Source organism: Conexibacter sp. SYSU D00693 (assembly GCF_017084525.1).
GTDB lineage: Bacteria > Actinomycetota > Thermoleophilia > Solirubrobacterales > Solirubrobacteraceae > Baekduia.
Map to the genome: position 1 here is coordinate 17,986 of NZ_CP070950.1, position 12,188 is coordinate 30,173.

A 12,188-nucleotide genomic window follows, 5' to 3' on the forward strand; every position below is an offset into this window, starting at 1 on the left:
CTACTCGTCCGGGCAGGCGCCCGGGTTCTGCGCGCAGAAGTCGCTGAACCCGCCGGAGCCCGCGCCGCTCTGCGTCGTCGAGGACTGCTGCGGCGTGGTCTGCGCCGGCGCAGGCGTCTGGGTCTGCGGCGCGGCGGGCGTCTGGGTCTGCGGGGCCGCGGTGCTGCCGCCGCCCGTGCCGCCACCGCCGGCGGCCGCGCCGCTGTCGCTCGTGGCGTCGTCCGGCGTGGTCTCGGTCGTCGAGGTGGTCGACGTGGTCGAGGTCTGGTCCTCGCCGTTCGCCGACGCGGTCGCCTCGGGCAGGCCGGTGTCCTCGGGCGCGATGAGGTCGGGCGCGGTGCGCGGGACGACGTCGGACACGTCGCTGCCGCCACCACCGCAGGCCGAGAGGCCGGCGGCGAGCGCGGCGGAGATGAGGAGTGTCGCGACGGGTCGTCGCATGCGAAGGGGGTTCGGGAGCTAGCCGATCGCGGCCATGCGCCGGCCGCAGGTGGGGCAGTCGTTGAGGTCCTTCTGGGCCAGCTGGTCGCACCAGTTGCAGAAGCGCAGGTGCTCCACGGCCCAGGGCAGCCTGGACTTCGACGGGGCCAGCGGAAGGACCTTCCCGACGACCTCGAGCGGCTCGCCCGTCTCACGGTCCGTGTAGATGGCGTCGGGATCGGCCTCGACGATGATCTCGCGCCCCGTCGAGGGCGTGCGCAGGCGGTACCGCTGGCGATCGCTCACGCGGAGGATGGTATCGGGACGTGAACGGGGAGGATGCTCCGCGTGCGCGTCCTCGTCTTCCACGGCTACCTGCTGCGTGGGACCGGCTCCAACGTCTACAACGCCCGTCTGGCGGCGGCGCTGGCCCGGCGGGGGCACGAGGTGCACCTGCTCAGCCAGGAGTCGCGCCCCGAGGAGGTCGAGGGGCTGCTCGTCAGCGGCCGCGTGCACGTGCACCGGCCGGACATCGGGCGCGTCCTGCCGGTGTACGTCGCCGACCGCTACGAGGGCTTCGACGCGCGGCCGTTCACCGAGCTCGACGACGCGACCATCGAGGAGTACGTCGCGCGCAACGTGGCCGCGGTGCGGGAGGTGGCCGGGGCGGTGGAGCCGGACGTCGCGCTGGCCAACCACCTCGTCATGGGGCCGGTCGTCCTGGCCCGCGCCCTGGGCGACCGCGTCCCGTACGCGGTGAAGATCCACGGCAGCGCCCTCGAGTACACGGTCAAGCGCGACCCCGGGCGGTTCATGCCCTACGCGCGCGAGGGGCTCGCGGGCGCCCGGGCGGTGCTCGTCGGCTCCCGCCACACCGCGGAGTCGCTGTGGGCGGCGATGGGCGACGGGGACGGGGCGCTGCGCGCGCGGACGCGCCTGGGACCGCCGGGCGTCGACGTCGAGCTCTTCCGCCCGCGGCCGCGCGACGAGGCGGCGGCTGCGGTCCGCGACCTCGCACGCGAGCTGCGCGCGGCCCCGCCACCGGCGCGGACCGGCTCGTCCTTCGACCGCGACCCGGTCGCCGCCGCCGGCGCGCTGGACCGGCTGCGTCCCGACGACGACCGCCACGTCGCCTACGTGGGCAAGCTCATCGTCAGCAAGGGCGTCGACCTGCTCGCCGCGGCGTGGCCGCTCGTGCTGGCGGCCGAGCCGCGCGCGCGGCTGGTCGTCGTCGGCTTCGGCGCCTACCGCGAGGCGTTCGAGCGGCTGCTCGCGGCGCTGGGCCGCGGGGACCTGCAGGCGGTGCGCGAGCTCGCCCAGCAAGGACGGGCCGCGGAGGGCGGGCCGCAGGGCCGGCTCGACCACCTGCTCGCGTTCCTCGACGGGCTCGAGGCCGACCCGGTGGCCCGCGGCGCGTACCTCGAGGCCGCCGCGCGGATCCCCGACCGCGTGCTGGTGGTCGGGCGCCTGGAGCACGAGGAGCTCGCGCCGGTGCTGGCGCTGTGCGAGGCGCAGGTCGTCCCGTCGACCTTCCCCGAGGCGTTCGGGATGGTCGCCGCGGAGGCCGCTGCGGCGGGCGCGCTGCCGGTGAGCGCGCGCCACAGCGGGCTCGCGGAGGTGGCGACGGTCCTCGCCGAGCCGCTGGGCGCCGCGGCGGCCGACCTCCTGACCTTCCCGCTGGGCGACGTCGCGGTGGAGGGGCTGGCCGGGCGGCTCGTCCGGTGGCTGGGGATGGACGAGGGGCAGCGCGCGCCCGTGCGCGACGCGCTCGTCGACACCGCCCGCAGGCGGTTCTCGTGGGAGGGCGTCGCGGACGGCGTCGTGCTCGCGGCGCAGGGCCGCGTCGACGAGCTCCCCGAGCCCCCGCCGCCCGCGCCCGCACCGGTCCTGTGACACCCGTCACACGTCGGCCGCCGGGCGGGTTAGAGTCGCCAGACCGATGCGGCGGACCTCTGCGACGACTCACCGGGCGGCCCTGGGCCTCGCCCTCGGCGTGCTCGCGCCCGTGGCGCTCAGCGCGTGCGGGAACGGGAAGACCGACCCCGACCTGGTCGCGGGCAAGCAGCTCTTCGTGCAGAAGTGCGGCGCCTGCCACCAGCTCGACCGGGCCGACACCAAGGGCGTCAGCGGCCCGGACCTCGACGAGGCCTTCCGCCAGGCGCTGGCCGACGGCATGGGCCGCAACAGCATCGAGGGCATGGTCGCCGAGCAGATCCGCCACCCCGCCCGGCTGGGCGAGGGCCAGCGCGGCAAGGGCGAGGTCGTCATGCCCGCTGACCTCGTCGAGGGCGAGAGCGTCACCGACGTCGCCGCCTACGTCGGCCAGGTCGTCGCCAAGGGCGGCGAGGACACCGGCCTGCTCGCCGAGGCCGTCAAGAAGGCCGGCGCCGGCAAGCCCGTCGCGGCCAAGGACGGCAAGCTCGTCATCCCGGCCGACCCGACCGGCCAGCTCGCCTACCAGGCCGCGTCGGCCACGGCCCCCGCCGGCCCGATCGAGGTCGAGTCCCCCAACGAGTCCGGCACGCCGCACGACATCGTCATCGACGGCGTCGGCAAGGGCGAGGTCGTCCAGAACGGCGGGATCTCGAAGTTCAACGGCACGCTCGACGCCGGCAAGACCTACACGTTCTACTGCTCCGTCCCAGGCCACCGGCAGGCCGGGATGGAGGGCAAGGTCACGGTCAAGTAGAGCGAGGGCGCCGCCGCTCTGGCATCGATTGGCGGATTGTCCGCTCTCAGGGCGGAGAATCCGCCAATCGATGACCTGGGCGCGCCCCGAGCCGGAGCGCCGCCGCCGCCGCGGGGCCTAGAGCGCCTGCGCCACCAGCGCCACGGCGATCACGACGACCGCGACCGCCGCGACCACCAGCAGCACGCGGAAGGCCGCCGCCTCGGACCGGAAGACGTCCAGGGCGCGGTCCCAGCGGGGGCGGTCCTCCACGCTCAGATGATGTAGACGGTCGTGTAGACGACGATCCACATGACGTCGACGAAGTGCCAGTAGACCCCGGGGATCTCGACGCCGTGGTGGTGCTCTGGCGAGAAGTGGCCGCGGAACGCGCGGACGGTCACCATCGCGAGCAGGGTCAGGCCGATGAAGACGTGCGCGCCGTGCAGGCCGGTGAGGCCGTAGAAGATCGTGCCCTGGGCGTGGTCCTGCGGCGCGAAGCCGATGTGGATGTACTCGTTGATCTGCACGAAGAGGAACGTGCAGCCCAGGAGGAGCGTCACGAGCATGCCGGCCTTGAGGCCCCAGCGGTTGCCGTGCTTGATCGACGTCTGCGCCCAGTGCAGGGTCAGCGACGAGCTCAGGAGGATCGCGGTGTTGACGCCCGCGATGAGCTTCGGGAGCTCGGTGCCCTCGGCCGGCCACTCCTCGCCGTTCACCACGCGGATGAAGAAGTACGCGGTGAAGAAGGCCCCGAAGACCATCACCTCGCTGATGATGAATAGCAGCATGCCGAGCATCGCGGGCTCGACCCGCGAGCTGCGGTTGGCCGGCGGCGGCCCGTGGTGGTGGTCGTCGTGGGCGACGGCGGCGATGGACGCGGCTTCCATCCGTCCTCCTGTCCGAGGTGGCTCCCGGCCGGCGGCTAGGCCGCGGCCGGGCGGCGCTCCTGCGCCTCGACGTGCTCGATGGGCTTGTTGGTCTGCTTGCGCACGCGCTCGATGAGGTCGGCGCGCAGCCAGCCCGACCGGGTGGCGGGCAGGGTGGAGATGACGATGTCGTCGACGCGGAAGTGCTGCAGCGCGTTCATGATCGCCGTGTAGGGGTCGGGGTCGCCGACCATGCCGGCGGCCAGCAGGCCCTCCGCGACGGCGCGGTCCACGACCTGCGCCATGCGCGCCCGGGCCCGCGCGGCGGCCGAGCCCTCGCCGCCCTCCTGCGGGACGACGATGATGAACAGCCGCTGGCGCTCGCCGCTGGCCTTGCCCTTCAGCGTCTCGAGCAGCGTGTCGGCCGACGCGGTGCGGTTCGCGGCGACGAGCGTCACGTCGAAGGGCAGGCCCTCGGCGTCGACGTCGACGACGACGTGGGAGACCGGGACGTCGACGGCGTCCTCGATGCGCTCGACGAGGTCGCGGCGCAGCCAGCCCGAGGAGGTGGCGGGGTAGGTCGAGATGATGATCTCGTCCGGGTGGTGCTCGAGCACCGCGTCCATCGTCGCGCTGTACGGGTCGGGGTCGCCGACCTCGCCGATGGCCTGGATGCCCTCGGAGCGCAGGAAGCGCCGCGCGAGGTCGATGCGCACCTTCGCGGCGTCGAAGACGAAGTCGTCGTAGATGATGTTGCCGTGCTTGGGCCGGTTGCGCGGGACGCACACCACCACGCGCGCGTCGCCGCCCTGCGCCTTGTCGCGCACGGTGTCGAAGAGCTTGGCTCCGCCGAGGGTCTCGTTCGCAACGACGAGGATCGTCTTCATGACTGACCTGGCCTCCTAGGTGGCCGACTGCTGGGCTGGGCTGGGTCCGACCCCGCCCGCGGGCGCGGGAGGAGCCGGGTCGGGGGACTTGAAGACCCCGTGCACGGCGCCGGGCACGCCGTACTCGTAGGGGCCGCCGACGACGGTCGGGATGTCGTCGAAATTGAAGATCGGCGGGGGCGACGAGACCTGCCACTCGAGCGTGAGCGCCCGCCACGGGTTGGACACCGCGCGCGGTCCGCCCCGCCAGGACGCGACGATGTTGTAGGCGAAGATCAGCGTCGACAGGCCGAGGCAGAACGACGCGAGCGAGATGACGAGGTTCCACGTGGCGAACTGGTCGGCGTAGTCGGCCACGCGGCGCGGCATGCCCTGCACGCCGATGAGGTGCATCGGGGCGAAGGTCACGTTGAAGAAGACGAACGTCGTCCAGAAGTGCAGCTTGCCCAGGCGCTCGTCGAACATCCGGCCCGTCATCTTCGGGAACCAGTAGTAGACGCCGGCGAAGATCGTGAAGAGCGATCCGCCGAACAGCACGTAGTGGATGTGGGCGACGATGAAGTACGTGTCGCTCACGTAGATGTCCAGCGGGATCATCGCGAGCATCACGCCGGAGATCCCGCCCAGGGTGAACATGGTCAGGAAGCCCAGGGCGAAGAGCATCGGCGTGTCGAGGTGCAGCACGCCCTTCCACAGCGTCCCGAGCCAGCTGAAGATCTTGATGCCGGTCGGCACGGCGATGATCGCGGTGGTGACCATCATCGGGATGCGGATCCACGGCTGCATGCCCGAGACGAACATGTGGTGGGCCCACACCGTGAAGCCCAGCACGACGATCGCCAGCAGCGAGAAGGCCATCATCCGGTAGCCGAAGATCGGCTTGCGGGACTTCACCGCCAGGACCTCGGAGATGATCCCGAAGCCCGGCAGCATCATGATGTAGACCGCCGGGTGCGAGTAGAACCAGAAGACGTGCTGGTACATCAGCACGTCGCCTCCGGCGTCCTGCGCGGTGCGGAAGAAGTTGAAGCCCAGCGCGTAGTCGAGCAGGACGAAGAACTGCGACGCGGCGATGAACGGCGTGGCGATGACGACCAGCAGGGAGGTCGAGAAGTTCGCCCACACCAGCAGCGGCATGCGGAAGAACGACATCCCGGGCGCCCGCATGGTGATGATGGTCACCAGGAAGTTCAGCGCGGTCGCGATCGACGACGCTCCCGCGAACTGCACGCCGATGGTGAACGCCATCTGCCCCGGTGGCGCGGTCGTCGACAACGGCGCGTAGGCCGTCCAGCCCGACGCGAACGAGCCGCCGGGCATGAAGAACGAGCTCATCATGAGCACGCCCGCGACCGGCAGCAGCCAGAACGACAGGGCGTTGAGGCGCGGGAACGCCATGTCCGGCGCGCCGATCATCAGCGGCAGGACGTAGTTCGCCAGCCCCGCGAAGACGGGGATGATGAACAGGAAGATCAGGATCGACGCGTGGACCGAGAAGAGGCCGTTGAACTCGCCCGGGTCCACGAACTGGCGGCCCGGCTGCGCGAGCTCCGCGCGCATGAGCATCGCCATGAGGCCGCCGACGAACAGGAAGAAGAACGCGGTGACCGTGTACTGGATGCCGATGACCTTGTGGTCGGTGTTCGGGCGGAAGTAGTCCTTCCAGCTCTTCGCACCGTGGCCCGAGTGGTCCTCGGGGATCGTCGGCCTGCCGGCGGCCCAGCGGAACCAGTAGTCGAAGCAGCCCAGGCCGACCAGGAAGAACAGCGGCGCGGCCAGCATCGCGATGAACAGGACGGCCTCGCCCTTGTAGACGTCCAGGCCGTAGGCCGCGCGCGTCGCGAGGCTCAGGCCGAACGAGAAGGCGATGCCGATCGCGGTGTACAGGGCCGCCCGGTACCAGCCGGGCTGTCGCAGCGCCGCGCTCACTTGGTCACCTCAGACAGGTAGGTCGCCAGGCCGTCGACTTCCTGCTCGGAGAGCAGCTCGTCGTAGTTCGAGGGCATGATCCCGGGGGCGAAGCCGTTGGCGACCTCGGCGCCCGGGTCCACGATGTCGCGCTTGATCTCCTCGACGGACTTGCCCTTCAGCACGGCGTCGAGGTCGGGTCCGGTCGTCGCGGTGGTGCCCGCGTCTGACAGGGCGTGGCAGGCGCCGCACGCGGTGGCGCCGGCCGTGTTGCCCTCGGTGAAGAGCGTCTTGCCGTCGACCTCGGCGGGCTGGTTCTCGCCGTCGCCGCCGGCCGCCGCGCCGCTGCCCTTGGGCGCGGTCTGCTTGGCGACCCACGCGCGGAAGTCGTCGGGCGTGACGACCGTCGCGGTCTGGCGCATGAAGGCGTGGCCGATGCCGCAGAGCTCCGCGCAGACGATCTCGTGGCGGCCCATGAGCGTCGGCGTCACCCGGAAGTCGGTCGTGATGCCGGGGACCGCGTCGATCTTCATCCGCCAGTCCGGCACCCAGAAGTCGTGGATGACGTCCTTCGAGCGGACCTTGAACTGCACGGACTCGCCCTGCGGGACGTAGAGCTGCGAGGTCTTGAACGTCTTGCCGCCCTCGCGGTACTCGAAGGTCCAGGTGAACTGCTCACCCGTGACGATGACCTGGCGCTCCGGCCCCTGGGCCGGCGCCTCCTCGATGTCGGTGAGGACGATCCAGGCGTAGGTGCACAGGCCGACGAGGATGACCGCGGGGATCGTGGTCCAGATGACCTCGAGGCGGGTGGAGCCGTGGATCGGCGGGCCGTCGAGGTGCTCCTCGCCCGGGCGCACCCGGAAGTCGCGCACCGCGAAGAGCACCACGACGCTCACGAGCACGAAGAACGGGACGGAGGCGATGACCAGGACGTCCCAGAGGGTGTCGATGTCGTCGGCCTGGGTCGATCCCTGCTCGGGGAACCAGTCGATCGCGATGCCGAGGGCGATGCCCAACGCCGACGCGATGATCCCCACGACGAGCATCTGCGTCACGGTCCGGCGACCACCGCCACGGGCAGCCGCCGCGCCTCTCTCCTCCATGGCGCGACACTACGTGGAAGGCGGGACGGCAAGCAAGTGCGACGAGGCGGTCCGGACCCGTCCGACGTCCACGACCCGCTCCAGCGCCAGCGCCTCGCGCAGCCGCCGGTCGTGGGTGGCGACGACGAGCGCCCCCGGCCACGCGCCGAGCGCGGCCTCGAGGACCTCGAGCGCCTCGGCGTCGAGGTGCGTCGTCGGCTCGTCGAGCAGGAGGACGCGCGCCTGGCGGTGGGCGAGGACGGCGAGCTCCGCGCGCGTGCGCTCACCGGGGGAGAGCGTCGCGACGGGACGGCTCGCGTGCCCGGCGCCCAGGCCGTAGGCGGCGAGGGCCCCGCGGGCGGTGCCCTCGTCGACCTCGGCGGCGGCGCGGACCGCGGCGGCGAGCCCGGGCGCGTCGGCGCGCAGGAGGGTGCTGCGCTCCTGGCCGAGCTCGGCGACGACGGCGCCGGCCGCGGCGCCGCGGACGCCCGTCGTGGGAGCGATCCGGCCCGCGAGCGCGGCCAGGACGGTCGACTTGCCGCTGCCGTTGGGGCCGCGCAGCTCCAGGCGCTCGCCGTCGGCGACCGCGAGGTCGAGCGGGCCCAGGCGGAAGGCGCCGCGGTCGAGCACCGCCCCCTCGAGCCAGACGACCGCCGCCTCGCGGCGCTGCGCCGCGGTCAGCTCGAGCTTCAGCGCGGGCGCCTCCCACGGGCGGTCCGGGACCTCGATGCGGGCCGCCCGCCCCGCCATCCCGACGGCACGGTGCTGCATGCCCTGCGCCCGGGCGCGGACCCACTCCCGGCTGTGCTTGTCGCCGTCCGGGCTCGCGCGGCCCACCCGGGCGGCGCTGGCGGCGGCGCGGCGGCGGACCTCCTGCTCGGCCTCGCGCAGCCGCGCGCGCCTGGCCAGCGCCTGGTCGTGCTCGGCCTTGCGGCGCTCGTGGTCGGCGCGGCGTTCGCGCTCGAAGGCCTCCAGGCCGCCGCGGTGGGTCGTGGCCGTCCCCGTGTGGAGGTCGAGCCCGACCACGACGTCGGCGACCTCGTCGACGAACGCCCGGTCGTGGGAGACCAGGACCACGCCGCCCGCGCGGCCCCGGACGAGGGTCGCGAGCCGGGCGAGGCCGTCGTCGTCGAGGTGGCTCGTGGGCTCGTCGAGCAGGACGACGTCGGTCCTCGCCGCCTGGAGCGCTGCGAGACCAGCCCGCGCGGCCTGGCCGCCGGACAGCGTGCGCAGCGGCCGCTCCAGGAGCGCGGGGTCCAGCCCGAGCTCGGCCGCGGCGGCGTCGAGCCGCGCGTCGGCGTCCGCGCCGCCCAGCGCTAGCCAGCGCTCGAGGGCCTCGGCGTGGGCGACGGTCGCGCCCAGCTCGCCAGCGGCGAGGCGCTCGGCGAGGCGGTCGACGTCGGCCACCGCCTGGGCGACGCCGAGGCGCTCCAGCAGCAGCGCGCGCACCACGACGTGGCCGCGGTGGTCGGCGGCGAGCTGGGGGAGGAGGCCGACGCTGCCGTGGCGGCGCACCTCCCCGGCGTCGGGGACCTCGGCGCCCGCGAGGACCCGAAGGAGCGTCGACTTGCCCGCGCCGTTGGGGCCGACGACCGCGATGCGACTGTCGGCGCCGACGCGCAGGTCGACGTCCTGGAGGACGGTGCGGTCGCCGTGGTGGCGGGTGATGCGACGGGCGTCGAGCAGGGTCGACGGCATGCGGTGCTCCTTCGGGCGGCGGGCTGACGGGCAGGGACACTCCGCGCCGGACGTCGCCGGGTCGCGCAGGGGCGACCGGGGTCCGGTGCTCGGGGGCGGGTGTCAGCCGAAGGCGCGCATGCGATGGCCCTGAGGGCCGCTGCGCACCGTAGCGGACGTGCGCGTGTCCGCAAGTGCGGTCACCGCGAAGGTGGTCGCGGGTTCGAGCCCGCGGGGCGGCTCAGGCGGCCTGCGCCACGCCGCCGTTGCGGTGCGCGGCGCGGAAGTCCGACGGGGCGAGGCCGTGGTGGCGGCGGAACGCCTTGGCGAACTGGGCGGGCTGGCGGTAGCCGACCCGGTGGGCGACCTCGCGGACCGTCAGGCCGGCGCTGCGCTGCAGCAGCTCGCCCGCCCGGTCCATGCGGACACCCGTCAGGTGCTCGCGGAACGTCGTGCGCCCGATCTCCGCGTAGGCGCGCTGCAGCTGGCGGCGCGACGACGCGACCCGGCGGGCGATGTCGTCGAGGGAGAGCTCCTGGGCGTACTCCTCCTCGACGATCGCGACGGCGTCCTCGAAGAGGCTGGTGCGGAGCTGGACGGTGGCGGGGCGCTGGCTGGGCACTTCGAGCATGTACGGAGGTGGGGGGTCGATCGGATGACCAGCGCGCGCGCCCACGGCCGGATCGTGGCGCATCGCCGCTCACCGTGCGTCAGCCCTCTGCTAGTGTCGCATGCAACAGAAGCCACAAGCTGCCAAGGAGGACGCACTCCACGATGCAGGTCAGGGACGGGATGAGCACGGTGGTCCTCACCGTGGGACCGGGGCACTCGCTCCGCGACGCGGCGCGGCAGATGTCCGAGAAGCGCGTCGGGGCAGCCGTGGTCCTCGACCCAGACGCACCCGGTCCGGGCATCCTCACGGAGCGCGACATCCTCGACGCCGTCGGCGCGGGCCAGGACCTCGCCGAGGAGCGCGTCGGCACCCACCTCACGACCGACGTCGTCTACGCGCAGCCGGACTGGTCGCTCGAGGAGGCCGCGGCCGCCATGGTCCGCGGCGGCTTCCGGCACCTCATCGTCATGAAGGACGGCGACGTCTGCGGGATCCTGTCCGTCCGCGACGTCGTGCGCTGCTGGACCGACGACGGCGCGACGAGCGACATGCTCCCGCGCGCCACCGCCGCGGCCGGCTAGGGACTCTGGAGGAGAGGGGGCGATCCGGGCGGGCCCTTGCGCGGGGGGCCCGCCCCGCCACCCCACGACGACGAACGCCGCCCCCGGAGGGACGGCGTTCGACCGAAGACGGCGTGGTGCGCGCGGGCGCTAGTGGTGCCCCTCGTCGTGCACCGGCAGCTCCGCGATGTCGGCGTTGGACTCGCGGACCCAGTTGATGATGACCCAGGTGGTCATGATCACGCCGAAGGCGAAGACGAACCAGTTGAACGTCACGCCGATGAGCAGGATGGTCGTGCCGACCGCGACCAGCAGCGGCTGGGCGGAGAGGCCGGGGAGGTGGATCTCCTCGCCGGCGGGCGGGACCTGGGGGTCGACGGGGCTCATCTAGGCGACGTAGATCGCCGCGGCGACGAAGGTCATGCCGAACATGAAGAAGCACACGGCGCTGGTGATGAGGCCGGTGCGCACGTTCTTGCGGGCGAGGTTGCGGTCCATGACGTCCTCCAGTGTGACGGGTCTTGCGGCCGGGCGTCGTCGCGCGGCTAGAGCTTGACGTCGGCGACCATCGCGGCGAACAGCGCCGCGAGGTAGGCCAGGGAGAAGAGGTAGAGGCGCAGCGCCGCCGGGCGGGTGGCGAGGCGCTGCAGGCGCACCGCGAGGCCGATGAACGCGGCGCCGAGCGCCAGCGAGGCCACGAGGTACACGCCGCCCAGGCCGCCCGCGCAGAACGGCAGCTGCGTGACGGCGTAGAGCAGCACGCTGTAGAGGACGATCTGGCGGCGGGTCTCGACCTCGCCGCGCACGACCGGCAGCATCGGCACGCCGACCTTGGCGTACTCGTCCTTCATCAGCAGCGACAGCGCCCAGAAGTGGGGCGGGGTCCAGAAGAAGACGATCGCGAAGAGGTAGATCGGCAGGCCCTCGAGCCCGCCGGTCACGGCGGCCCAGCCGACGAGCGGCGGGACGGCGCCCGCGGCGCCGCCGATGACGATGTTCTGCGGCGTGCGGCGCTTGAGCCAGACGGTGTAGACGCCGACGTAGCCGACGAAGCCCGACAGCGACAGCGACGCCGCCAGGACGTTCGTCGTCAGCGACAGCCAGAGGAACGACAGCGCCGCCAGCGTGATGCCGTAGGCCAGCGCGGCGCCCGGGGCCACGCGGCCCGCCGGGATCGGCCGCGTCGCCGTGCGCGCCATCTGCGCGTCGATGTCGCGGTCGAACCAGTGGTTGACCGCGCCCGCGCCGCCGGCGGACAGGTAGCCGCCCACGCACGTGGCCAGGATGAGGCCGAACGACGCCGGCTCGCCCGTGACCCCCGCGGCGACGAGCATCGTCGTCACCGTGGTGAGCAGCAGCAGCGACTGGACCTTGGGCTTCGTGAGCTCCAGGTAGTCGGCCAGCACCTGCCGGACGCCCGCGAGCGCGGGCGCCGGCGCGACGGCCTGGACCTGGGACGACGCCTCCATGAGCGAGCGAGCCTACCTCCGGGCGAGGGAGC

The 12,188-nt window shown here is 73.0% G+C and carries 14 protein-coding genes; 3 read left to right on the plus strand and 11 right to left on the minus strand.

Features of this window, described 5'->3' with window-relative positions:
- Positions 1-441, minus strand: coding sequence for a hypothetical protein (locus tag JUB12_RS00080; RefSeq protein WP_205697577.1), 441 nt, complete (start codon positions 439-441; stop codon positions 1-3).
- A gap of 18 nt (positions 442-459) precedes the next feature.
- A complete protein-coding gene (locus tag JUB12_RS00085) occupies positions 460-726 on the minus strand; it encodes a hypothetical protein (protein ID WP_241004362.1) in 267 nt (88 codons plus the stop codon).
- A 42-nt stretch (positions 727-768) separates the two neighbouring features.
- On the opposite strand from JUB12_RS00085, the gene JUB12_RS00090 reads away from it, so the two are divergent.
- Together JUB12_RS00090 and JUB12_RS00095 are read left to right on the plus strand one after the other, a co-directional pair.
- Positions 769-2,313 (plus strand): glycosyltransferase, encoded by a 1,545-nt coding sequence (locus tag JUB12_RS00090; RefSeq protein ID WP_205697578.1) that lies wholly within the window; start codon positions 769-771, stop codon positions 2,311-2,313.
- Between the two features lie 46 nt (positions 2,314-2,359).
- On the plus strand, positions 2,360-3,109 hold the full coding sequence (locus JUB12_RS00095; protein WP_205699661.1) for a plastocyanin/azurin family copper-binding protein: 750 nt from the start codon (positions 2,360-2,362) through the stop codon (positions 3,107-3,109).
- A 117-nt stretch (positions 3,110-3,226) separates the two neighbouring features.
- On the opposite strand, the gene JUB12_RS22185 is transcribed toward JUB12_RS00095, so the two are convergent.
- The 7 genes from JUB12_RS22185 to JUB12_RS00125 form a co-directional block, all read right to left on the minus strand.
- Positions 3,227-3,361 (minus strand): hypothetical protein, encoded by a 135-nt coding sequence (locus JUB12_RS22185; RefSeq protein WP_256436565.1) that lies wholly within the window; start codon positions 3,359-3,361, stop codon positions 3,227-3,229.
- A gap of 2 nt (positions 3,362-3,363) precedes the next feature.
- A complete protein-coding gene (locus JUB12_RS00100; protein ID WP_205697579.1) occupies positions 3,364-3,978 on the minus strand; it encodes a cytochrome c oxidase subunit 3 in 615 nt (204 codons plus the stop codon).
- 35 nt (positions 3,979-4,013) lie between these two features.
- Positions 4,014-4,844, minus strand: a complete 831-nt coding sequence (locus tag JUB12_RS00105) for a hypothetical protein (RefSeq protein ID WP_205697580.1) — start codon at positions 4,842-4,844, stop codon at positions 4,014-4,016.
- Between the two features lie 15 nt (positions 4,845-4,859).
- Positions 4,860-6,773, minus strand: a complete 1,914-nt coding sequence (gene ctaD / locus JUB12_RS00110; RefSeq protein ID WP_205697581.1) for a cytochrome c oxidase subunit I — start codon at positions 6,771-6,773, stop codon at positions 4,860-4,862.
- Positions 6,770-7,858: a cytochrome c oxidase subunit II gene (gene coxB, locus JUB12_RS00115; RefSeq protein WP_205697582.1), complete on the minus strand. Its 1,089-nt coding sequence runs from the start codon at positions 7,856-7,858 to the stop codon at positions 6,770-6,772. The genes ctaD and coxB overlap by 4 nt, the downstream gene beginning before the upstream one ends.
- Before the next feature lie 9 nt (positions 7,859-7,867).
- On the minus strand, positions 7,868-9,535 hold the full coding sequence (locus JUB12_RS00120) for an ATP-binding cassette domain-containing protein (protein WP_205697583.1): 1,668 nt from the start codon (positions 9,533-9,535) through the stop codon (positions 7,868-7,870).
- A gap of 220 nt (positions 9,536-9,755) precedes the next feature.
- On the minus strand, positions 9,756-10,136 hold the full coding sequence (locus JUB12_RS00125) for a helix-turn-helix transcriptional regulator (RefSeq protein ID WP_241004363.1): 381 nt from the start codon (positions 10,134-10,136) through the stop codon (positions 9,756-9,758).
- Between the two features lie 152 nt (positions 10,137-10,288).
- Here JUB12_RS00125 and JUB12_RS00130 point away from each other — a divergent pair, with 152 nt between their 5' ends.
- Positions 10,289-10,708, plus strand: coding sequence for a CBS domain-containing protein (locus JUB12_RS00130; RefSeq protein ID WP_205697585.1), 420 nt, complete (start codon positions 10,289-10,291; stop codon positions 10,706-10,708).
- Between the two features lie 129 nt (positions 10,709-10,837).
- Here the strand turns inward: JUB12_RS00130 and JUB12_RS00135 are convergent, their stop codons facing one another.
- Positions 10,838-11,074 (minus strand): cytochrome c oxidase subunit 4, encoded by a 237-nt coding sequence (locus JUB12_RS00135; protein WP_205697586.1) that lies wholly within the window; start codon positions 11,072-11,074, stop codon positions 10,838-10,840.
- A gap of 158 nt (positions 11,075-11,232) precedes the next feature.
- Positions 11,233-12,156, minus strand: a complete 924-nt coding sequence (locus JUB12_RS00140; protein WP_205697587.1) for a heme o synthase — start codon at positions 12,154-12,156, stop codon at positions 11,233-11,235.
- Positions 12,157-12,188: the final 32 nt, after the last annotated feature.